General features: G+C 63.0%; 17 protein-coding genes. 7 read left to right on the top strand and 10 right to left on the bottom strand.

What is annotated here, in order from left to right:
* Positions 1 to 242 precede the first annotated feature (242 nt).
* The 3 genes from SINAC_RS08870 to SINAC_RS08860 all read right to left on the bottom strand — a co-directional run bounded on the left by SINAC_RS08870 (position 243) and on the right by SINAC_RS08860 (position 3,512).
* Positions 243 to 842: a YdeI/OmpD-associated family protein gene (locus SINAC_RS08870; RefSeq protein WP_015245347.1), complete on the bottom strand. Its 600-nt coding sequence runs from the start codon at positions 840 to 842 to the stop codon at positions 243 to 245.
* Positions 843 to 1,368: 526 nt separating this feature from the next.
* On the bottom strand, positions 1,369 to 1,902 hold the full coding sequence (locus SINAC_RS08865; protein WP_015245346.1) for a BON domain-containing protein: 534 nt from the start codon (positions 1,900 to 1,902) through the stop codon (positions 1,369 to 1,371).
* Between the two features lie 290 nt (positions 1,903 to 2,192).
* Positions 2,193 to 3,512 (bottom strand): hypothetical protein, encoded by a 1,320-nt coding sequence (locus SINAC_RS08860; protein WP_015245345.1) that lies wholly within the window; start codon positions 3,510 to 3,512, stop codon positions 2,193 to 2,195.
* A gap of 320 nt (positions 3,513 to 3,832) precedes the next feature.
* On the opposite strand from SINAC_RS08860, the gene SINAC_RS08855 reads away from it, so the two are divergent.
* Together SINAC_RS08855 and SINAC_RS08850 are read left to right on the top strand one after the other, a co-directional pair.
* A complete protein-coding gene (locus tag SINAC_RS08855) occupies positions 3,833 to 4,522 on the top strand; it encodes a 3-keto-disaccharide hydrolase (RefSeq protein WP_015245344.1) in 690 nt (229 codons plus the stop codon).
* A 116-nt stretch (positions 4,523 to 4,638) separates the two neighbouring features.
* Positions 4,639 to 5,793, top strand: coding sequence for a M24 family metallopeptidase (locus SINAC_RS08850; protein WP_015245343.1), 1,155 nt, complete (start codon positions 4,639 to 4,641; stop codon positions 5,791 to 5,793).
* A gap of 70 nt (positions 5,794 to 5,863) precedes the next feature.
* Here SINAC_RS08850 and tpx read toward each other — a convergent pair whose 3' ends face one another.
* The gene (tpx, locus tag SINAC_RS08845) at positions 5,864 to 6,394 is read right to left on the bottom strand and encodes a thiol peroxidase (protein ID WP_015245341.1); all 531 of its coding nucleotides are present in this window, start codon (positions 6,392 to 6,394) and stop codon (positions 5,864 to 5,866) included.
* A 231-nt stretch (positions 6,395 to 6,625) separates the two neighbouring features.
* Between tpx and mnmG the strand changes: the two genes are divergently transcribed.
* The 3 genes from mnmG (at position 6,626) to SINAC_RS08830 (ending at position 11,650) form a co-directional block, all read left to right on the top strand.
* Entirely contained in the window at positions 6,626 to 8,509 is a 1,884-nt protein-coding gene (gene mnmG / locus SINAC_RS08840; RefSeq protein WP_015245340.1) for a tRNA uridine-5-carboxymethylaminomethyl(34) synthesis enzyme MnmG, read from the top strand.
* Between the two features lie 389 nt (positions 8,510 to 8,898).
* A complete protein-coding gene (locus SINAC_RS08835; RefSeq protein WP_015245339.1) occupies positions 8,899 to 9,510 on the top strand; it encodes a response regulator in 612 nt (203 codons plus the stop codon).
* A gap of 94 nt (positions 9,511 to 9,604) precedes the next feature.
* Positions 9,605 to 11,650: an ATP-binding protein gene (locus tag SINAC_RS08830; protein WP_015245338.1), complete on the top strand. Its 2,046-nt coding sequence runs from the start codon at positions 9,605 to 9,607 to the stop codon at positions 11,648 to 11,650.
* On the opposite strand, the gene SINAC_RS08825 is transcribed toward SINAC_RS08830, so the two are convergent.
* On the bottom strand, positions 11,647 to 11,949 hold the full coding sequence (locus SINAC_RS08825) for a hypothetical protein (protein ID WP_015245337.1): 303 nt from the start codon (positions 11,947 to 11,949) through the stop codon (positions 11,647 to 11,649). The two genes, SINAC_RS08830 and SINAC_RS08825, sit on opposite strands and share 4 nt — an antisense overlap.
* A gap of 480 nt (positions 11,950 to 12,429) precedes the next feature.
* Here SINAC_RS08825 and SINAC_RS08820 point away from each other — a divergent pair, with 480 nt between their 5' ends.
* Entirely contained in the window at positions 12,430 to 13,599 is a 1,170-nt protein-coding gene (locus tag SINAC_RS08820; RefSeq protein ID WP_015245336.1) for a sulfite oxidase, read from the top strand.
* A gap of 1 nt (position 13,600) precedes the next feature.
* Positions 13,601 to 14,332, top strand: a complete 732-nt coding sequence (locus SINAC_RS08815; RefSeq protein WP_015245335.1) for a c-type cytochrome — start codon at positions 13,601 to 13,603, stop codon at positions 14,330 to 14,332.
* A 295-nt stretch (positions 14,333 to 14,627) separates the two neighbouring features.
* Here SINAC_RS08815 and SINAC_RS08810 read toward each other — a convergent pair whose 3' ends face one another.
* The 5 genes from SINAC_RS08810 to SINAC_RS08790 form a co-directional block, all read right to left on the bottom strand.
* Complete coding sequence (locus SINAC_RS08810) at positions 14,628 to 15,872, bottom strand: hypothetical protein (RefSeq protein WP_015245334.1); 1,245 nt, start codon at positions 15,870 to 15,872, stop codon at positions 14,628 to 14,630.
* Positions 15,873 to 15,883: 11 nt separating this feature from the next.
* Entirely contained in the window at positions 15,884 to 16,237 is a 354-nt protein-coding gene (locus SINAC_RS08805) for a hypothetical protein (protein WP_015245333.1), read from the bottom strand.
* A 94-nt stretch (positions 16,238 to 16,331) separates the two neighbouring features.
* Positions 16,332 to 16,415 carry a hypothetical protein gene (locus tag SINAC_RS38675; protein WP_244884950.1) on the bottom strand — a complete coding sequence of 28 codons (84 nt, stop codon included), beginning with the start codon at positions 16,413 to 16,415 and terminating at the stop codon, positions 16,332 to 16,334.
* Between the two features lie 217 nt (positions 16,416 to 16,632).
* A complete protein-coding gene (locus SINAC_RS08795) occupies positions 16,633 to 17,613 on the bottom strand; it encodes an ROK family protein (RefSeq protein ID WP_015245332.1) in 981 nt (326 codons plus the stop codon).
* 83 nt (positions 17,614 to 17,696) lie between these two features.
* Complete coding sequence (locus SINAC_RS08790; protein WP_237722433.1) at positions 17,697 to 21,020, bottom strand: hypothetical protein; 3,324 nt, start codon at positions 21,018 to 21,020, stop codon at positions 17,697 to 17,699.
* Positions 21,021 to 21,330 lie beyond the last annotated feature (310 nt).

Raw genomic sequence — 21,330 nt, 5'->3', positions numbered from 1 at the left:
CTCCCGTAGTAAGGCCCGATTGGCGGGCCGGAACCCGAAGAGAAGGAGAGCACCATGCCCCAACCAGCCTACCGCATCCAGGACGGCCCCATGCTGCCGATGGCCGAGCTGCTACGCGAAGCCTACGCCTGGATCAAGACCCAGAAGCGGGCTGATTGATGCCAAGGGCATTCGGGAACGCGATGGCGTGACGGCGAAGTAGACCCGACGGGGCGGCTCCTTCGGGATCGCCCCCCCCCAGGTCAGCCGCCTCCCTCACTAGAGCCCGCCTTCTTCCACGTGAATTGCGGCACCCGCTCCGCCCGAGCTGAGTACGCCATTAACGAATCCAGCCGCTTCCGGCGCGTCTCCTCTTTCTTGGCACTGGCGACCCACCAGTTGACCGCTTTCCGGTAGGACAGCGGCTGTTTCTCGTAGAACTCCCACGCCGCCGTGTTGTCCCGCAGGAGGCCCAGGTACGGCTCGGGCATCTCGACGTCCTCCTGCTCATGGGAGTAGATGCCCGACCGGTCTTCCTTCCGTGCCTGAAACGCAGCCAGCCCGGCAGCCTGCATGCGCCCGAGCTCGGTCAGTTCCTGGATCTTCCTGACGTTGACGCTACTCCAAATGCTTCCGGCCTTTCGCGGCGTGAAGCGGATCGTGTATCTCTCGGCGTCGATGCCCTTGCGGACACCGTCAATCCAGCCGAAGCACAGTGCCTCGTCAACGGATTCGGACCAGGTCATGCTTGGTCGGCCGGTTCCCTTTTTGTGGAAGCCTACCAAGAGGAATTCGGCGGTGGCGTGATTCTCGGCGAGCCATGCCCGGAAGTCGGCCGGCGTCTCGAAGAAGATCGGGTTCATGGCGATGATTTACGAATGACTGACCGATGCGCAAAGACGGTCAAAGTTTTCCTAGCGCTCGGCAGTTGGTGCACGAATCTGGAGAAGGAACGCTGTCTGAAAAGGAAGTTTACGGCCTGAACTGGTAGTTCGGGTGTCCTAACGGCCTTGAGCGACCTCCGTCGAATTCCGATGCGCGCACCAACTGCCAAGCGATTACGGAAATTTTTAACCACGAATGACACAAATGACACGAATAAAAACAAAGAAATTCAATCATTTTTTCATTTTTTTCTTCATTCGTGTCATTTGTGTCATTCGTGGTTAAATTCTCCTTTTTTTCCTATCGCTCGGCATCTGGTACGCGAATCTGAGTAAGGAACGCTGTCTGAAAAGGAAGTTTACGGCCTGAACTGGTAGTTCGGGTGTCCTAACGGCCTTGAGCGACCTCCGTCGAATTCCGATGCGCGCACCAACTGCCAAGCGATTACAAAAAAACAAACAGGCCGGCGATCACTCAGAGATGAGGATCGGCGACATGCGGTCTTCAGGGTTTCCCGTTCACCTTTGCCTCAGCCGGCTCAGCCGGCGTCGACTCAATCACGATCGGGGCAGGGGCACTCTCGATCACCCTGACCTCTTTGCCCACCGACGGGATCGACTCGATCACGATCGGGGCAGGGTTCGCCTGGATCACCCTGACCTCCTTGACCACGGCCAGTTCGTCAGTGACGCTGGTCACGCCCAAGGTATTCTGAGCCAGGTCAACCGCCCGCAGCTTGACTGTCGCGTCAGTGACCGAACCACGAAGGATAATCGCCCCGCCCGGCCTGGACTCCACGCGCAAGGCGGATCCAACGAACTGCTTGTCCCATTCGATCCGCCTCATGACCCGGTTGAGCATCTCTCGCTCCTGGACCGCGCTTTGCGCGCGTGCCACATCGGTCTCCACCCGTGAGCGAATATTCTTGCCGGTTGCGTCCAAAGCGCGCCCGGCTCGTCGCAACGGTCCGTCCTGGGCGAAGGCTGGGCAAGTGACCAACGCGAGAGACAGCAAAGCAGCGGCGGAGGCACGGATCATGTTCAGGCTCCAGCGGGTGAATGGGGTGTAGCGGATTCGTGGACAAGGCGTCAAATCCAGGAGGGGGTTGGCCATTGAGTAAAGCAACCGACGTGCCAACGGCGTGTGATTGCCGCGTGGAACATCTCGCCGATTACCAAGGCAGACGACGTTCAGGCCAACCCCTCTTCCGAAGCAACGTGTGCTCGTCTTTCCCCTTGATAAGGGGGGACTGTACCCGATGATTCAGGCCAGTGGCAGCCGAACTGCCCCTGAGAGACTTTGGCGGGAGGATTCCGTTCCTTGAGCTGTCACCGACCTCGACGGCGCGGCCCATCGACGGGGGCAACCACCCCTTGGCGTTCCAAGAGCCAGAGGACGGGGCGCTCGACCAGCAGAGGGGTCGGTAACGGCTGGGGGAGATCTTCGCGATCTTGGGCCGCGTCGCCGAGGGCCGAGCAGGCGAAGAATCGGTGGTTAGGGAAGGTGACGGCGACGTGCTCGAGGAACCCGGCAGCGCCCCAGTGGCGGAGCGCGGACTGGACCTCGTCGTGGATCGCCTGATCGAGTGCTGGTCCGGGAGCAGATTCGGGGACCCCGGTCGCCCACTCGTGGAGCTTCGTGCCTTCCGGGAGGAGGTGTCCCCACCGATCGAGCTTGTTCAAACAGATCGCCAGCGGAACCTTCACCGGGGAGCGGCGGAAGAAGGTGGCCAGTTTGCGGATGTCCGTCAAATAGTCGGCGGGAGGAACCCGGCTCTCCTTCTCGGTGAGCTGCATCCGACGGTCGTGGGCGACGGATCGGATTCGCAACGGGTCGATCAAGAAAAGAAGGCCCCGCGCCCCGCCAAGGTAGCGGGCCTCGCTCCGGAGCATTTCAATGTTCATCTCCCAGTCTTCGCCGGCCGTGTCGAAGAACGAGAGCAAGGCGGTGCCACCCCGTTCCGAGTCGCGACGACTGGTCAGCCGATAGACCAAGGGCTGAAGCACCCCTCGGTTGGTCTCCAGGCTCGGGGTCGCCGAGTGGCTGTGCCGGAACGACTCGCCGTTGAGCTCCTCGCCGACGCCGAACTGGCTACCGCCGTAGGTCAGCTCGTGATATTCGCGCTCGTAACGCTCGCGGATCTCATCGGTCAGAGGGTCAAGGACGAATCCTCGGTCGGGACCGACCCGGTGGTCGAGTTCGTGGAGAAGCACCGTCACGAAGGTTGTTTTGCCGACCGATTGCGGGCCGAAGATGGCGATGTGCCCGGGATCGAGCGTAATCGCGGAGTCGGGCAAATGGCTATGACAGCGCGGGCAGAGGCGGAGGTCGGTCGGCCGCCGACAGTTCGGGCAGTCGAGCGAGTCAGGCAAGACCATCCAGTCGAAGTGGCGGCGAATGCCGCGCCGGACGTCGGTTCTGGGATCAATCCACCAGGGGCTCCGGAGCGCCGAGTTCCCCGCCCCTCCGACACGCCTGCCGTTCAGGGCATGCGACAGGATCGGGTCTTCGATCATCCGGGCGAAGTCGGATTTGCAGTAGTGATCATTGCAACGCAGGTGCATCTCGCACGCGGCGAATCGCTCGAAGCAGAAGGGGCAGCGGACTCGCCGGAGCGGGTCGAGACGGGTCATCAAGTCCAGGGGCATCGCGCACCAGTCGGGCTGGAGTGAGACGAGTCGAGACGCAATCCGCCAGGCGGTCCATTTTTCCTTCCAGCGAAGAGACTTGTCTCTAATCTTACCATCGTCCCGTGGTCCGAGGTGGGAATCAACTCGAACTTCCCTTGAATCGCTGTCGGACAACCTCCGGAAGCGTCCTACCTACCCTGGTTCTCGGGAGAGGGGACTCTTGTCTTCAGGTCCATCGCCGCTAAACTGGCCCTGAACCTTCGCCAACCCAAAAAAATACAAAGGGCGCGATCCCACCACCTCAACTCCATCGATCGCTTTGGGGAGATCCACCGCAAATGCGCATTCCCATTCTCGTGGCCACGGTCTCCCTGGCCTGGTCAATCCCGTTCGTGGTCGCCGACGAAACCAAGCCGGGCGACGCCACTCTCGGCCAGAAGGCACCTGAGGGGGCAGCCACTCTGTTCAGCGGCGAGAATCTTAACGGCTGGGTCAAAACAGACGGCAAGACCCCCGCGAGCTGGGCGGTCGATGATGGGATCCTGACCGTCAAGCCAGGCGACGGCGCGATCCAGACCGAGAAGACCTTTGGCGACTTCCAACTCCACGTCGAGTTTAACGTCCCGTACATGCCCGACCAGAAGGGGCAGGCCCGAGGGAACAGCGGCGTCTACCTGGGGGGGATCTACGAGTTGCAGGTTCTCGACTCGTACGGCTTGAAGCTCCAGGACAACGACTGTGGAGCGATCTACAAGCAGATCATTCCTTCGGTCAACGCTTGCAAGCCGCCGCTCCAGTGGCAGACCTACGACGTCACGTTTCACAAAGCCGTCGTCGACGGTGGGAAAGTGGTCAAAAAGGCCCGCGTGACGGTCATTCATAACGGCATCAAGACCATCAACGACGCGGAGATCACCCCCACGCCCGGAGGCGCGACCAACAAGGAAGGCGAAGAGGGGCCGATCCTGCTTCAGGACCACGGCAACAAGGTCCAGTTTCGGAACCTCTGGATCAAGCCGCTTTCGTGATTGTTTCACGAAGCGTTTCCCCCCTAAAAAAGGGCCTGTGGGCTCGGCCCTTGGCCCTTTCTTTATTTTTGGATCCGACGAGATTTCCGGGTCGAGGTTTTGGAGCCTGAAAGATAATGCTCACTCCCACGGGTTGCGCCACGCGACGCTCGAGGCTCTGGAACGCGTTGCCTGAGCCTTGCGATGCCCTGGTTCTGGCCGATCCCCAGCACCTGCTCTATTTTGCCAACTACGTTCAGTCGCCGTTCGTCTTCCGCTCGGCGGATGCCGGGGCCCTGCTCGTCCTCGAGGCCGGGAAGTCGACCCTGGTGGCGGACAGCATGGTCCAAACGTTCTTGGAACGCGCCACGGTCGACGAGGTGGTCGCCCCCGTCTGGTACAACGGCAAGACCTCGGCCCCCCACCGCCAGGGGATCCGCGTGGGGGCGGCTATCGACTTCCTGTCGCGGGTCCCGGGAAACCGGATCGGGATCGAGCGGACGAGCGTTCCCGCTGCGGTGGTCGAGGCGCTTCGAGCCGCGCGCCCCGACCTGACGCTCATCGACCTCGACCCGATCATCCGACCGCTGAAACGGGCCAAGGATCCGGACGAGGTTGAGCTGCTCAAGCGTTCGATGCGCGCGGGGGAAGCTGCGCAGGCCGCCGCACTGGCCGGGGTCAAACCCGGGATGACGGAGCTGGATGTTTTTCTGTTGGTCCAGAACACGGCGATGAAAAGCCTTGAGGAGCAACTGATCGTCTACGGCGACTTCGCCACCGGCCCGCGTTGCGCGACCGACAAGGGGGGACCGCCGATCCGGCGAACGATCGAGCGCGGTGATCTTTGCCTGCTCGACTTCTCGGTGGTCGTGCACGGTTACCGTGGCGACTTCACAAACACGTTCGTCGTCGACGGCGAGCCGACCCCCCGACAGCGGGAAATGTTCGAGGCCTGCCTGTCGGCGATCGAGGCGGGTGAGGGACAACTTCGCGCGGGGACCGCCGCGCGTGCGGTCGACGCCGCAGTTCGGGGACGTCTGGCCTCGCTTGGCCTGGCTGAGTCGTTCACGAGCCACAGCGGGCACGGTCTGGGGCTCGGCCATCCCGAACCCCCTTACTTCGTCCCCGAGAGCACGGATACGCTCGTGGTTGGGGATGTCGTCGCACTCGAGCCCGGACTCTACATCAAAGGGGTCGGGGGCATGCGTTTTGAACGTAATTACCTGATCACCAAAGATGGCTTCGAGACCCTCTCGGTGCACGATCTCACGATCTCGCAACCGGGACGATGAGAACGAAGGAGGAGGCCCTGGTGACCCATCGCAGTCCTCAGGGCCTCTCCTCACTTGGCTGGGCCGATTATCAGACGCCGGCCGCCTCTTTCAAGGCCTTCAGGGCGGGCTCGTAATTCGGCTCTTGCGCGATTTCCGGGACGATTTCGATATAGCGAATCGTGTTGTCCGGATCCACCACGATAACCGCACGGGCCAGCAAGGGGATCGGCAACCCTTGAATCAGCACACCGTAGTGTTCGCCGAAGCTATGGTTGTGCGCATCGGACAGGTTCTTGAGGTTCTCGACCTTCGCCTCGGTGCACCAGCGCTGCTGCGCGAACGGGAGGTCGAGGCTCACCGTATAGACCGCGACCTTGTCGCCAAGCGATTGCAGCTCTTCGGAGAACTTCCTGGTCTGGATATTGCAAACCGGGGTGTCGAGCGACGGGATCACGTTGAAAAGCCGCGCCTTGCCGGCGGTGTCGGCCAGGGTCACCACCGCAAGACCGGCTCCGACGCTGGCAAAGTCGGGCGCTTTGTCCCCTACGTTGAGTTTGGGGCCGACCAGCTCGACCGGGTTGCCCTTGAATGTCACTTCGCCCTTCCGCGTCTCTGCCATGGCGCTCGTCCTCTTTTGTCTTTGTTTTTTTGAATGATGAAGAGTCAGTGTAAGTCATCCGGCCCAGAGGGCCTCGAGGCTCCAAGTTAGCCAGACCAACCACGGACTCGCAAGGCAATTGGACAACCCAGGGGCCTCGTTTATCTTTCGTTTCATCGAGCTGTAACGGTATGATAAGAAGCAGCAACAGGGGAAAAACGTAGAGTTCTGCTTGATTGGGCGAATACGGTGATGACGCGGGACGATCCCTATCGGTATGACGTGATCGTGGTGGGAGCGGGGCACGCGGGGCTCGAGGCGGCCCTCGCCTCAGCGCGAATGGGCCGGCGCACCGCCTTGCTGACCATTAACTGCGACTCGGTCACCCAGATGAGCTGCAACCCGGCAATCGGCGGCGTGGCGAAAGGGCAGATCGTACGCGAGATCGACGCCCTCGGCGGTGCCATGGGCATGCTCACCGACGCGGCGGCCCTCCAGTTCCGGCTCCTCAACCGAGGCAAAGGGCCGGCCATGCACAGCCCCCGGGCCCAGTGCGATAAGAAGGCCTACCAGTTCCTCGGCAAGCTCACAGTCGAACGCCAGCCGAACCTCACCCTCCGCCAGGAGATGGTCGAGGCGCTCTGCATCGACGGCGACCGGATCACCGGCCTCCGCTGCCGAGGAGGGGCCGAGTACCGGGCGCGGGCCGTGGTCGTGACCACCGGGACGTTCCTCCAGGCGCTCATGCATACGGGGGAGACCAAGACGGCGGGAGGTCGTGCCGGGGATAGTTCGGCGGAAGGCCTTTCCGGCAGCCTCCGCTCGCTCGGGTTCGAGCTTCAACGGTTCAAGACGGGAACCCCGCCGCGACTCAACGGCCGGACCATCGACTTCGCCAAGCTCCAGGAACAACCCGGCGACGCGGAACCGGTGGCCTTCTCGTTCATGACCGACCGGATCACCCAGGAACAATGTTCCTGCCATATCACGACCACCAATTCCGCCGTCCACGACCTGATCCGCGGCAACATCCACCGCGCCCCAATGTACTCGGGACAGATCCAGAGCACGGGTCCGCGCTACTGCCCCTCGATCGAGGACAAGGTCGTCCGCTTCGCCGACCGGACCGGGCATCAGATCTTCCTCGAGCCGGAAGGCCGAGGGACCTTGGAATACTACTGTAACGGGATCTCGACCAGCCTCCCGCGCGACGTCCAGGACGCGATCATCCCCCTGATCGCCGGCCTGGAACATGCGGAGATCATGCGGTACGGCTACGCCGTCGAGTATGACTTCGCCCCCCCCACCCAACTTCACCCGACCCTCGAAACCAAGAATGTCGCGGGGCTCTACTTCGCCGGCCAGATCAACGGAACGACCGGATACGAGGAAGCCGCCGCCCAAGGGCTGATTGCCGGCATCAACGCTGCGAGAGCCGTCCAGGGTGAGGATCCATTCATCGTCGACCGCTCCCAGGCCTATCTCGGGGTCCTGATCGACGACCTGGTCACCCGAGGTGTGGAAGAACCCTACCGGATGTTCACGAGCCGCGCGGAGTATCGCCTCCTCTTGCGGCACGACAACGCGGATCTACGCCTCACCGAAATGGGAAGGCAGATCGGGCTCGTCGACGACGCGCGCTGGGCGCGCTTTGAAGAGCGGACTCAAAAGATCAGCTCGCTTCGGTCGACCCTCAATACGACGCGTGTGGAAGGTCAGTCCCTTTTCCAGCACCTGCGACGGCCCCCGACGACCTGGGAACAACTGCTCGAGCTCTCCCCCGCGCTTGCATCGCACGACGACGGAGAAGCGATCGAACAAGTGACCATCGAGGCGAAATACGGCGGCTACATCGAACGCCAAGCCCTGGAGGTGGAACGCTTCCGCCGCCTCGAGCACAAACCGCTGCCGGCCGACATGGACTATCACGCGATCACCCAGCTTCGCGCCGAGGCCCGCGAGAAGTTCCTGCGGGTCCGCCCTCGTTCGCTCGGCCAGGCTGGTCGAATCAGCGGCGTCAATCCGACGGATATCGCGACCCTGCTCGTCTACATGAAGCAAGACAGGTCGCGCTCGCCCGAGCCCGCATCCGAACCAGTCACCGAACGCGAATCGCCCCTCGACGAGCCTGCGTAACTGTTCTTCAACCTTGATGGAAGAATATTCCATCGTGGTCGCTCGCGCGTTTTTTTCCTGAGGATTCATCCCTTCCGACTGGGTCGAGGTGAGACCTTGGGCCGTTTATCCACTCTTGACAGGATTCGCGTTCTACGGAAGAGTCTGACATTCATTCGGGTTGACAGGTTAGGCAGCCACCTTATAATTGGTTACATCGGCAATTCGGGTAAAGTCGTTAGATTCAGCAAACTTTACTGATCGTGCGTCGCTGAGGGGCTGGGCGGTCTTGGTGCGGCTGGCGGAAGGCTGGTCCGCATGCAGAGTGACCCCGGCATGGAAGCTTTTACGGGCCTCGGCGGAGTCTTGGGGGAGGCCCGAGCTCGCCGGGAGAAGGAGCGACCGAGCCCATGAGCTCGCAGAATGGGACGTACTCGAACATGAAGACCGTTTTTACGACGGGCGAAGCTGCGAAGATCTGTAAAGTGAGTCAGCAAACGATCATCCGCTGCTTCGACTCAGGCCAACTCAAGGGGTTCCGGGTCCCCGGCTCGCGATTTCGCCGGATTCCGCGCGAAGCGCTTTACCGGTTCATGAAAGAAAACAGCATCCCGACCGATGCTCTGGAGAGCGGGAAGCGGCGGATCTTGATCGTCGACGACGATCAGGCCGTGGTCGACCTGATCTCGGACGTGTTGGCCAACGATGCCCGGTTTGAAACCAAGGTCGTCAACAATGGCTTCGGCGCGGGGATGCTGGCCAAAGAGTATCACCCCGACCTGATCATCCTCGATGTAATGCTGCCCGACATCAACGGACAGGCGGTCTGTGAGCTGATCCGCAAAGATCCGACGATGTCCGACATCAAAATTATCTGCATTTCGGGTATGGTGGAAGAAGACAAGATCGACGAGCTCCGTACCTCGGGCGCGGACGACTTTCTTCACAAGCCGCTCGACATCGATGAATTGATTCGCCGCGTCTGCCGACTCTTGGATATAGAGACTGGTCCAACAGGCTGATGATGGGTAGACGACCCCGTCAAGGATGAGGGCTCGTTCGGTTCGGATGTCGTGGGAGTTCTGAGTCGTCGCCGACGGGAAGGAGCCCGGATCGGTGCCTGTTTCTCGTTGCCGATCGATTCTCGCACCCACTGTGATCCGCCGCCAGCTTGAGCGGTTGGACCGTCTCCCGCTGCGCCCGACCACGGCGCGGCTGGCGTTGAACGCCTTTCCCGAGGATTCCGCGGAACCGTCCCCGGAACTCCTCGCGTCGAGTCGATTCCCCACGATCGCCGAATCCGACCCGGGTTGGGTGCTTGCCCTGACCCGCTCGGGAACGGACCTCGAGGCGATCAAGCTGCTTGAAGCATCCTCATGGTGGAGTGCGACGGCCCCCTCAGGGCCGGCCGCCGACGCCTTGAATCGGCTCTGGCGGCACTCCGTGGCGGTCGGGCAGGCAGCTCGGCGACTCGCCACCGAGGCCGGTGAACCGGACATTGACCGGATCGCCCGCGCGGGCTTGCTCCATGGACTCGGGCTCTGGGCGGTCGCGGCGCTGGAGCCAGAATGGCTCGCGGAATGGATGGCCGAGCCCGATGGCCCAAGGCGCCGGGCCTTCGAGCTCCAAACGCTCGGGACCGAGGCCTCAAACCTTGGCCGGACGCTGGCCGAACGTTGGGGCTGCGACCCGCTCGTGGCCGACGCGGCCTGGCTCCACGCCGATCTCCTCGGGAGCATGAGCGAAGCCTCAGTCGACTCCCGATCTCTGGGATTGATCCAGCAAGCGTTCGCGCTGGCGGAGCGAACCCCCTGGGGGTTGTACTCCGTTGAGGCCCGCGAAATCGGCGGCTCGGAGCCGAGACTCCGGCTGCTCATCGCCGAGGTTCAAGTCCGCTGCACCCCCGCCCTGATCGAGGCGGATGCGACGGCTCATGAGGAACGATTCGCCCGCTCGAATGCGCGATTGCGCCGGCAGATGGCGGAGTTGCGGGTCGAGAAGGCGGCCAACGATCGCTTTCTCAAAGCCTTCGTTGACGCCGATCCTGCGGAAACGGCGGACGGCTGGGCCGAGCGAGCGGCCCTCTCCTGGTGCGAGGTGGCGGGAGTCGCCACCGCGCGGGTCGTCTGGACAGGGCCTGGGTTGGAGTCCGGTCACGAGGAAGACCCCCGCCGCGCCGAGCGACCGGCGACGAAGGTGCTCGCGCTTGCGTCTCGAGGCCGCCCCTGCGCCGAGATCCATCTCTGGCTCGATCCCGAGGGTCTCTCAGAGAGTGCCAACTACGCGTCCATGGCGCCCGCCTGGCAAGCCTGGGCCGCTCTGGTCGCGGACCGAACCCAGCTCGCAGCAAAGCTCGAATCCGTTGCCCGAGGACACCGGGGCTGGGTCGACAAGGAAGAGCCACGCGTTCGCCGAGCCAAGCTCGACGGGTTGGCCGAGTTCGCCGCCGGCGCGGGGCACGAGCTGAATAACCCGCTGGCGGTGATCGTGGGCCGCGCCCAATTGCTCCTGGCCCGTGCCACCGAACCCGACACGGTGCGCTCTCTTCGAGCGATCCTGAGCCAGGCGCAACGGACCCATCGCATTATCCGCGACTTGATGTTCATCGGCCGGACGCCCGAGTCGCGACCCCGCTTCTGCCAGCCGGACGAAGTCGTCAGGGCCAGTCTCAGGGACATCAAGGACGAGGCCGACACGCGAGGAATCCGGCTGATCCTCAAGGGGGGTGAGCCCGGTCCCAAAGTCTGGGCCGATCCCGACGCGCTGAGGCACCTGGCCGACGCCTTGATCCGCAATGCGCTCGAGTCCACCCGCGAGGGGGACACGATTCAGGTCGCCGTCGCCGGAGGCCTCGAAGAGGTCTCGTGGTCGGTCAAGGACAACGGACGAGGGATCACCTCGGCCGAAGGGGAGCATCTGTTCGACCCCTTCTTCTGCGGCCGCCAGGCAGGGCGCGGACTCGGGCTCGGACTCCCCCGCGCCGCGCGCATCGTTCAGCAGGCCGGTGGCGAAATGCGCTGGCATTCGATGCCCGGCCAGGGGACGATTTTCCAGGTCCATATTCCGCTCCTGCCGCCACCGAAGCCCCCCTCCCCCACGGTGGGTGCGATCGAGGTGGAACCGGCGGTCGGCAGGAACGACCCACCCGTGCTCAAATCTTAGGCAGTACTCGCCTCCAGTGTCATGGTGTCGGCAATGGCGTGGCACTCCACACAGAGGAACGTGACGTTCAGCGGTTCGTCATAGCTCCAGTGATGCCGCTGGAGACGGAGCCGCCGCCGCCGACACCACGCACAGCAGTTGGGACGTTCGATCAGCCCGAGTTGTTCGCCGAGCGCTGCCGCGTAACGCGCAGAACGCGTGCGAATCCGGCGAGGCCGGAGTAAATCCCAACAAATTTCCAGGTGGCGACGAAGCCGGGCAAACTTGGCGTGATGGAGGTTTCTACGTCCTTTTTTCATGACGAGTCACCCGTATTTGAAACCTGGGAACTCCCTCGAAGCAAGCCACGCGGGACGGCGGTTTCCACTCCATCGGAGGAGCCCAGTGACGGGACATCCTACCGACTCCTACAGCTTCTCTCATAACAATGATAGCCCATCGCAAAAAGCAGACCAAATCAATCAATTTAACATGATTGTGAAAGAGGTCGAATTGTAGCGAATTTGCGGACTGTCGGGCTCAGACCACAAGTGCAGGATAATCCGCTCGGCTCGCGTGCAAATCGCCCACTTTTTTTTCGCAACATCGCTTGCGCTGCCGATTGCAAACCCACAATTCCCCGAATTACAGTAGGAATTCCGAGAATCGTGCGCGGTTCCTTGGGCTGTGGGTTCGCCCCTTGTCGAACCTGACCGCGCCCCGATATCGTCGAGTGAACGGGGAATCAGAACGGTTCGGGTGTGCCTGGCGATATCGGGCCCGCTTGACGGGAGGGATCATTGCTTGAATTCGATCGGTCGATCAGTCGTCGCACCGCGCTCCGACGCACGGTCGGAGGCGTCCTGGTTTGCGGCAGTGGGGTCGCCTCGCTTGAGACCCACTCTCCAGTTCGGGCCGACGAGGCAGGTCTCATCGTCCGCAATTCGAGGCCCCTCGATCTCGAGACCCCGGTGACCGCCCTCGACGGTTGGCTCACGCCGAACGATCAGTTCTTCGTCCGCAGCCATCTCAGCACACCGGCGATCGGGCTCGCCCCTTGGAGCTTACAGGTTGGCGGCCTTGCCGATCACCCTCGGGCCTGGAGTCTCAACGAGCTTCAGAAGCTCGAGCAGGTCAAGATTCCTGCGGTCCTCCAGTGCGCGGGAAATGGCCGAGCCTATTTCCGCCCCCGGCTTCCCGGGGTGCAGTGGGAGAAAGGGGCGGTCGGGCATGCCGAATGGTCCGGAGTCCGGCTTGTCGACCTCCTCGAACGCGCGGGGTATCAGCGAGGGGCGGGGCACGTCCATCTCCTCGGCGCCGATCCGCCCCCCTCGCCCAAGACCCCACGGTTTCTCCGGAGCATCCCCATCGAGCGTGCGCTCGATCCGAACACGTTAATTGCCACTCACATGAACGGGGAACCACTACCGTTCTTGCACGGAGGCCCAATGCGACTCGTCGTGCCCGGCTGGGCCGGCAATCACTGGCTGAAGTGGTTGCGACAAATCAGCCTGGCGAAGGACGAAGCGCCCGGAACCTACCAGCAGTCGGGCTACCGCATGCCCAAGTCCCCTGCCCCTCCCGGCGCGGTGCTGAAGCCGGCCGACCTTGTGCCCCTCACGGTGATGAACGTGAAGTCTTTGATCACCGCCCCCGCCGACGGCTCCATGCTCAAAGCGGGAAATCATGAAGTGCGAGGCGTGGCCTGGACCGGCGACGGCCATGTCACCAAGGTCGAATACGCCGTTGGCCCAAATTCGCCCTGGAGGCCCGCGACCTTGCAAGGCGAACCGCGACAAGGGAGCTGGCGAACCTGGAAGTTCGCCTGGGAAACAGCTCAACCTGGCAAGTACACCATTCGGGTTCGCGCCTCGGATTCCAACGGCGACACCCAGCCGGAGACAACGGCCTGGAATAAAAGCGGCTACTTATGGAATGGGATCGATCGGCTGACTTGCGAGGTGCGATAACATGGAGACGTACTCATCCCCAAGTCGGCCGACCTTGAGTCGCCGCGCATCCCGCCCTGCCCTGATGCTGGGCCTGGTTGGCCTGGTCGTGTCGATCCCACTCTGGTCGGATCGATCGCTTGGGAGCGGCCCCACGTTGGCCCGTCGTCTCGACGACGCACCGGCCGTTCAAACACCCCCAGGCGACAGCCAGGACAAAGACGACCAAGAGATGGCAAGGTTGGCCCTACGCGACAACTGCCTGATCTGCCATTCCGAAGAGATGGTGATCTCTCAAAGGCTCACCCAACCTCAATGGAAGGCGGAAGTCGAGAAAATGGTCGGCTTCGGGTCTCCACTCCCTCCCGATCAAACTGACACGCTCATTACTTACTTGAGTGAGCAATACTCGGATTCGACCCCTTCGGCCCTTCCCGCGCGGATCCGCTACACGCAAGCCCTCGAGCAGGTCAAACCGACGACGGCGGAGATTCCTCCGCACGGAAGCCAGGCCGATCAAGGTGCCACGCTCTTTGCCACACATTGTGCTGCCTGTCACGCCCCAACAGCGCAAGGGCTGGACCTGGGACCGAACCTGGTGGAAGTGGCGACCTTGCTGCGTCCGGCCGACTTCCTCAACGTGGTCCGAACCGGCCGGCATCGCATGCCTGGGTTCCAGCTCATCCTCAACCCGGATCAGGAGAAGGATATCCTCGCCTGGTTGCAGTCGAAACGGTATGCAACCGATCCGTAATCGCATGGATCCAGGCCTACGAAACCGTCTTCCCACTGACGCCACTCTCCCCGCCGTGGCTGGCAGGGAGAGTTAAAAGACAATGAGGATATTCTCGCTTGAATCAGATCCAGGGGCTTGCACCCCTAGCTATTGACGGACGCCCCTTCGGGGCTCCCAGAAATCGGCGGGATGCCCGCGATCCAAGCCCAAGTCCCATCCGACTGTAAGGTACCCATGAGAGCCTTTGCAATCCCTGGATCGATGACACCTGCTCATTGCCGGTGCGTGTGAACGGCCGCCTGGATGTCGCCGATCAGTTCCTCATCTCTCGCTCGAGTTCGAGGAGCACAGCTTCTCCACTGCCTCGGATCGCCTCGATCTGCTCGGGCCTCGGGAACGAACGGATCAAGTGTCGTTCGGGGTACAGGCCCTGGGGTTCCATGAGGTTGCCCGCGACTTCCCGCACCCGGTCCCATGCGCCGAGGCAATGGAGGGTGACGTCTGCCTGTCCCGGGTCTGGGCTCTGGAAGGCGAGGTACATCGTCTCCGGGAGTAGCGTGGCGACGCCCTCGGTCCAGCACGCGATCGTGGCACCACCCGGTCCGGACAGGACGCCGGCGGCGACGAGGTCCTCACCCCGGCGGGCGTGGCCCTCGTCGAGCAGTTGCCCCTGGCGGGGGTAGTCGCCCGCCAGCGTCTGGTGCCGGAGGATCTGGTAGCGATGGGCGAGTGGGTGGGTCCCGGGCAACTCGAACGGGGTCCACCCGTCTCCGACGGCGAGGAGTGGGATACCGCTCAGGGGCCGGGGGCCTGCGAGCGACTCCTCGGCCAACGAGGCCATCCGCTCCAGCCCTTCGACGTCCTCCGACCCGGTGACGATTAGCAGGTTCGCGTGGGGTGCCATGGCTACGTGCGATCCCCGGACGCTGCACCGCTCGATCACGTCGGGAAGCAGGATGCGGGCCGGGGCATAGCTGTCGTTCCACGAAGAGACCCAGAGGCCCGGCGCGGCCTCATCGAACCCTTCCTGACTGATCGCACGGAGATTGTCGACGGCCACCTCGATCGCATCGTCGAGGTCCACCTCCCAGGTGGAAAGACGATGATCGGTCACAAGCAGCTTGGATTCGGGCCAATCGTAGGCCACTCCAAGGGCGAAATGTCCGGCAAAGACCCGACGGGTGATGGCTCGCTTCCCCCCGCCTTGCTTCTCCAGCAGATCACACTCGTGCGTGCCACGCCGCCGGATGTCGGGGAGCAGATTGGATCGGGCCTCGGCGAAGCTTTCGGGCACCTGTTGCTCATCCCTGAACCAGGTCCGGATCCAGGCCTTGATCAGCTTCGGCCGTCTCTGATGTGGTATCAGCAAATACTCCTGGTAGGCGTTCTCGAGATTGAGCACCTTCCCGGTCGCCCCAACGAGCGAGAAGTCCTTGGCGCGATACTCGGGCTGACTCGGTTCGCCAAATTGATGAATTAAAGCGGCCATCATCTGGCCGAACTCTCGCTTGCTCAGGGATAAGCCGACCCTACGGATACTCTTCTTCTTTCGCTTCATAATGTTCCTCCCTACGATGATGCCGGTCCGCGGTTCCAGCGCAATTCGATCTGGCCGATCTGGAGCCGAGCCTGGGACGCCATCAGGTGGTCGTCGGGGATCCGGTCGCGGTCTGCGATCGCCTCGTCGACTCGCCCCCGGGCAATCGCCAACTGGGCATGGAGCCGGCCGAGTCGGGCCAACTCGGCCTCGACGCGCGAAGTCCCTGGCCTCGAACGCCGCGCGGGCCCGCAGCGAGACGGCCTTCGGATCTGGCGAGTGCCACACGAATGCCGCCAGGCTCCCCAGAACCAGACCGAGAGTGCACCCAGGGCCGCCAACGGGAGCCGCCCCAATCGGGCGGAACGCGCTGCCGCCTTGCTCATCGCCGCATGCTCCAGGAGTGGTCGGTGATCGGCAGAGAAGTGGCCCATCATTGGGGAACCGACTCTACATCACGGACCACTCCTTCGCCAGCAGCTACTCCCACTCGACGACCTTCAAGGCCTGGTTGGCTTTCACGTCCTTGCGCATGGTGACGGCCCCTGAGGGCCAGCGGACGATGAGCTTCTTGACCTCGGGAGCCTGGCCGAGGCCGATGGTCAGGCGAAGTCCTTGTGGTTGACGACGACGTCGATGTCGCCGTCGTCATCGAAGTCGCCGAACGCCGCGCCCCGCGCGACGTGTTTGGCGTCGAATTACGGGCCGACGTCGTCCATGTCGAGCATGCCACCGCCGGAGGACCAGCCGAGGTGGTCGATTCCGGCGGCCGGGCGACGGCTCAGACGAACCGCTCTCGAGCCAGGAGTGAGGCTCCCAGGATCCCGGCATCATCGCCAAGCGCGGCTCGGACGATCTGGATCTTTTCATCAGGATCAGTGAGCATATGCTGACGTGCCGAGGCCCGAACCAGATCGACGTAGGGATCGCCGAGGGCTCCCGCCACGCCGCCGCCGATGATGAACACCTCGGGGCCAAGGACGTTCGACAGGTTGCTCAGGCCCACCCCCAGGTAATGCGCGGCGCGGTGGACCTCCCTGATCGCGACCAGGTCGTTGCGCGCGATGGCGTCGGCCAGTTCACCGCTCTTGAGCCGGCCCGACTTCTTGGCCAGCTTGTCGCTCAGGACCGTGGGGTGTCCCTTGCGGATCGCCTTCGAGATTCGCCGTGCGATGGCCGTCTTGCTGGCGATGGCTTCGACACAGCCATGGGCGCCGCAGCCACACTTGGGGCCACCCGTTTTGACGATGATGTGGCCGAGCTCGCCGGCATTGCCGGTCGATCCCGTGAAGACCTTACCATCCAGGATCAGGCAGCCGCCGATCCCGGTCCCGACGAACGCGGCGACGATGTTTTGATAGCCACGGCCGGCCCCCAGGCGAAATTCGCCATAGCCACCGACCCGGACATCGTTTTGGAGGAGAACCGGCCGCTGGAGGATGGCCGAGAGGTCGGGTCCAAGCGGGAAGTTGCGGATGTTCAGGTTGGCGCTAAAGAGAACGACACCCGTGTCAGGATTCAGCGGACCGGGAGATCCGATGCCTGCCGCCGCGATATCGTTGCGGGTGAGACCGGCATTTTTGAGAGCGTCGTCCACGCACTGGACGATGGTCTGTACAATGGCCGGTCCCCCCTCTTTGGCCGGGGTTGAGCGTTTGCTACGGCCGAGGATTTGGTTGTCGGCACCCACAATCCCGGCCAGTGTTTTGGTGCCTCCCAGGTCGATTCCGACCACGAAGGGGCCAGCCCCCTGCAATGACATTCGCTCTCGCTCCATAAGTGGCCGGCGCCAAGCCTATCCGGGCAAGATGTGACGCTGGGTAATACGGGGGTGATACTAACCGATTACGGGTCGGGGGGGGAATCGGGCGATTGCGATTTTCTACCGGCGGACTCCCGCGCATCGCGGATCACATTCCTGAGTTCCGTACGCAAGTCGCTCACCAAGGGGGCTCGCGCCAGCTTGATTGCGTTGGTTACGGGTTCCATTTCTTGCAGTTCCTCAGCCCATCGCGACAGGCGATCGGCGTCAGACAAGCCGGACTCAAAAATCCATTTCGCGAATCGGGCGATCAGAAAGGGTTCGAATTCGTCGACGCGAAGCAGAAACCATGCGACAAAGCGATAGCGATCCGAAGTCTCAAGCTCACCCAGCGGAAGTACGTGCTTCCAGCCGGCCTGACTTTGCCAGCAGGAGGCACTGCCGATCCCCGTTCGATACAAGGCCGAGAGCGCTTCCAGGCAACGCCAGCGTGCCGTCCCTTGGCGGGAGAGAAAGGGAGATTCCCCCGCGCCTCGGGGAGCCGCCGGTTCGGGGAACTCCGGCAGGAGCATCCATTCATCGTTGGGCCTGGAATCGGCCTGCCTGTTGGGCCTCATCCAGTTTTGAACGGCGGTCAGCCCCGCCTCGGGCAACGGTGCCATGGGGGATCGCGTCGCAAACGCATCGCGAAGGTCGTTGCGCGCGTCCGGATCTTGGCACGAGTGCCACCAGGGAATCGGGCCAAGTGATTTGAGGTCGGCGGCTCGAGCCGCGACAGTGGCGGCCAGCGTGGGACCGTCGCAAACGTTCAGCCAGACCTCGAAAAAACGCGCGGTGTGCACCCCTTTGTTGAGTGACCAGTCCCATTCCTCGAGGCATCCCAGACGAGCCGGTATCGACTTTCCCGCCAGTTCCCGACGGACGTCAGCCGCGAGGAGTCGCCAGGCCCGATCGTTCTGGAGCAGGAATTGGCGAACGCTCCAGACGTCGAACGGAGTGCCGGGCCGCCGCAACGTCTCAGCGCTAATCTCAGCCGCCAGGCTATCGGTTTCGAAGCCCTCGTCTCCGCCCCCTTCTCGGGTCAGACCCAGTCGGTCGAGAAGTCCGACAAGCCGATCGAACCAGACCGTGGGATTGGTCTGATCGGCCAATAGTGGTTCGGCAAGAGCGCGGGCAATCCCCCCGATTCCTGGCTGCCCGGCTTGGAATGCCCCCGGCCATGAGTCTCGGCAGGTGTCGAGCGCAAGGTTTAACGAATCGTTCCCCCCCCCGCCCATATGGCGAAGGATCTGGCTGAGAATCGCTCCGCGTTCCGTGGCCGGGATGCCGGGAAGTTTGATATTCAGGAGTGACCGGGCATCTCCCGTTCGGAGCACCCGAGCATACTGCTCGCATTCAATGATGCGCGTCTGCTGTTCGTCCGAGAGCTCCCCCCGCACCCGAGCCTGCTCGACCCATTGCGCCAGCCCCAGCTTGCGGTATTCCTTGGTGAAGAGCCGTTTCAGGAGGTCGAGGCCCGAGGGGGTCCGATCGAGGTAGACACCGGCCCAGGCCGAGGCCCGGGGACGAGTGGCTTCCGGAAGAGCGAGCAGAACCTCCTCCACGCCCCAGCGAAAGGCTTCATCCGGCAGTGTGGGCTCACGAGCAATCTCGAGGACGACAGTCCCGAAGGAACCCTGCAACGGTTGCGGGACCAGCTTGTAGAGAGCCTGCCAGCCTTCGCGATTCGTCGGGTCCGCGAACAGAATCCGCAGGAACGGCTTGAGCCAGAGCTTTGCCGCATCCCCCTGGCGGAGAGCCCAGCGCAGGACGACAGCGGTGGGACGGGGTCCGGCCGGTTCGAGTGCCCTGGAAACCCAACCGGCCATGGCCTCGAGCGCCGGAGGCTGTGCCGACGCTTCGGCGGCCAGAGCGTCGAGAACGGCCGGGAGCGACTCGGGCAGACTGAATGCCTGCACAAGAATACTTCGGATTGGCCGCGTATCCTGCTTGCCGAGGGCGTCGGCCACCGCACTTCGGACGCCGAGGGGGAGCAAGAGCGCCCGATCGCTTGAAGGCAATGACTCGAGCCAATGGAGCGACTCCCGAGCTACGGGGTCAGGCAACGCGCCGATCAAGGCGCGAACGAACCCAGGCCGGGCCGCCGCCGGCGCCGATCCGAGCGCCGCTTCGATCAAGGGAAACCGCTCGTCGGTCGCCAGATCCCGCGACCAGGCGGCAATCGTCTCTCCCCAGGCGGCCGGTGCGTCGTCGGGAGCCCAGGCAGAGGAATGCCCCAGATGTTCCCGGAGCGCAAGCCTCGCCTCGCTCGATCCGACGGCCGCCTCCCGCCACCATGAGGGAGGCCGTGTCTCCACCAATTCCTTCCCCAGCCCATACCGCTTCGCCCAGCGGGTCAGGATCGCCAATTCCTCCCAGTCTCGAGGCGTCACCAACGCACCGGCTTGAGTGTGGACCAAGCGATTGAAGCCATAGAGTTGGTTGAGCCAGTCGTCGGACCAGATCGTGTCGGCACCGGCGTCGGCACACGAACGGGCGATGCAGGCCCGCCGCTCGGTCTCCTCCCAGGCCCAACGGTCCGCCGGGCTTCGGCCCGTAAGCCAACTCGCCAGCGTGAGCGCCCAAGGCGCCGGTTCAACTCGCGGTTCGATGACGCCTGAGCCAAGCTCCGCCAGAATCCCGTTCGCCAGCAGGGCCTGTCGATTCGGGCGCGCGGCGGGGATCGAGCCCTGAATCCGGAATCCCGGAAGCTCCTCGGGGCGGTCGTGGTAGGTCGAAAACGTGAGCGCGGACCGCCAGCCAGAGGGAAAAGCGAGGGTCAGCAACGCGATCCGAGTGGAGAGTCGATCGGGTTCGTCGATCAGAAACAGGGTTCGCCCTTCGCGGACGACCGCAGCCAGCCCCGCCAGCAGGCTGGCCAGCAAAGTCGTGTCCGCCCCTGGGACGAGTTTGTCGAAGGCGTCGAAACCAGGGGGATCGCTCAGGTCGACCGCAGATAACTCCAGAGGCGCGGGGGGCTCCCCTCGACTCGGACCAGGGTCGGACCTGATCCATCGCGGGCAATCGAATAGGCCGGCGGGCCAATTGCCCAGCGTTTCCAGTTCACCGTCATCAAGGAGAACACCGTGAGCGAAATGGCCTCCCGGTCTTCCCCAGCGCCCGCGCTCGGTTTCGTATTCATGGCTCCTCGGCGAGAGCCAAGCCACCTCGGCCTCTCCTTGCTCGTTGCGACGATAGCGGAGCGCGGACGGTGCTATCGTCCGCGTTCCCGCTAGGAACGCACGCAGGCCCAGATACCGAAAGTCGCCCGAGATCGGGTAACCCGGCGTGAGCCGCTTGATCTGGAAACCATTACTCGCACCCAGCCCGTATCCCATCGGGCACTGCGTGTAGTAAATCTGCTTCATAAGGACCAAGTTTTGCCGTAACCGCATATTCTGTCAAGGGGTTACAATTTATTTTTGTGATCTTTTATTGGTGCCTTTGCTGCATTCACTGCATAGTTTTCAATGGGACGGCCCACCTAATTACTACAGCGCTAAGTCGTATCCCATTTGCATCGGGGCAATCCTGTAAGTTTGATGCCCATCTCATGCAACCTTCGCCTTGTCCGCTTAGTGTGGCACCGTTGCGCCACGGCGTTTCGACGCTGCGCCCGCTAGATCCTCTTCGGAGGTCCGCTTCAGAAGCTTTCGCGGAGGACTCAGCCCCAACCAC

The sequence above is a fragment of the Singulisphaera acidiphila DSM 18658 genome (assembly GCF_000242455.2).
GTDB lineage: Bacteria > Planctomycetota > Planctomycetia > Isosphaerales > Isosphaeraceae > Singulisphaera > Singulisphaera acidiphila.
The sequence above is the reverse complement of the archived record's forward strand: the minus strand, read 5'-3'. Positions and strand labels throughout refer to the sequence as shown.

Bases quoted from the DNA above. Each gene is read 5' to 3' on its own strand.
- SINAC_RS08870 (WP_015245347.1), bottom strand. From the start codon at position 842: ATGAACCCGATCTTCTTCGAGACGCCGGCCGACTTCCGGGCATGGCTC.
- SINAC_RS08865 (WP_015245346.1), bottom strand. From the start codon at position 1,902: ATGATCCGTGCCTCCGCCGCTGCTTTGCTGTCTCTCGCGTTGGTCACT.
- SINAC_RS08860 (WP_015245345.1), bottom strand. From the start codon at position 3,512: ATGCCCCTGGACTTGATGACCCGTCTCGACCCGCTCCGGCGAGTCCGC.
- SINAC_RS08855 (WP_015245344.1), top strand. From the start codon at position 3,833: ATGCGCATTCCCATTCTCGTGGCCACGGTCTCCCTGGCCTGGTCAATC.
- SINAC_RS08850 (WP_015245343.1), top strand. From the start codon at position 4,639: ATGCTCACTCCCACGGGTTGCGCCACGCGACGCTCGAGGCTCTGGAAC.
- tpx (WP_015245341.1), bottom strand. From the start codon at position 6,394: ATGGCAGAGACGCGGAAGGGCGAAGTGACATTCAAGGGCAACCCGGTC.
- mnmG (WP_015245340.1), top strand. From the start codon at position 6,626: ATGACGCGGGACGATCCCTATCGGTATGACGTGATCGTGGTGGGAGCG.
- SINAC_RS08835 (WP_015245339.1), top strand. From the start codon at position 8,899: ATGAGCTCGCAGAATGGGACGTACTCGAACATGAAGACCGTTTTTACG.
- SINAC_RS08825 (WP_015245337.1), bottom strand. From the start codon at position 11,949: ATGAAAAAAGGACGTAGAAACCTCCATCACGCCAAGTTTGCCCGGCTT.
- SINAC_RS08815 (WP_015245335.1), top strand. From the start codon at position 13,601: ATGGAGACGTACTCATCCCCAAGTCGGCCGACCTTGAGTCGCCGCGCA.
- SINAC_RS08810 (WP_015245334.1), bottom strand. From the start codon at position 15,872: ATGAAGCGAAAGAAGAAGAGTATCCGTAGGGTCGGCTTATCCCTGAGC.
- SINAC_RS08805 (WP_015245333.1), bottom strand. From the start codon at position 16,237: ATGAGCAAGGCGGCAGCGCGTTCCGCCCGATTGGGGCGGCTCCCGTTG.
- SINAC_RS08795 (WP_015245332.1), bottom strand. From the start codon at position 17,613: ATGTCATTGCAGGGGGCTGGCCCCTTCGTGGTCGGAATCGACCTGGGA.
- SINAC_RS08790 (WP_237722433.1), bottom strand. From the start codon at position 21,020: ATGAAGCAGATTTACTACACGCAGTGCCCGATGGGATACGGGCTGGGT.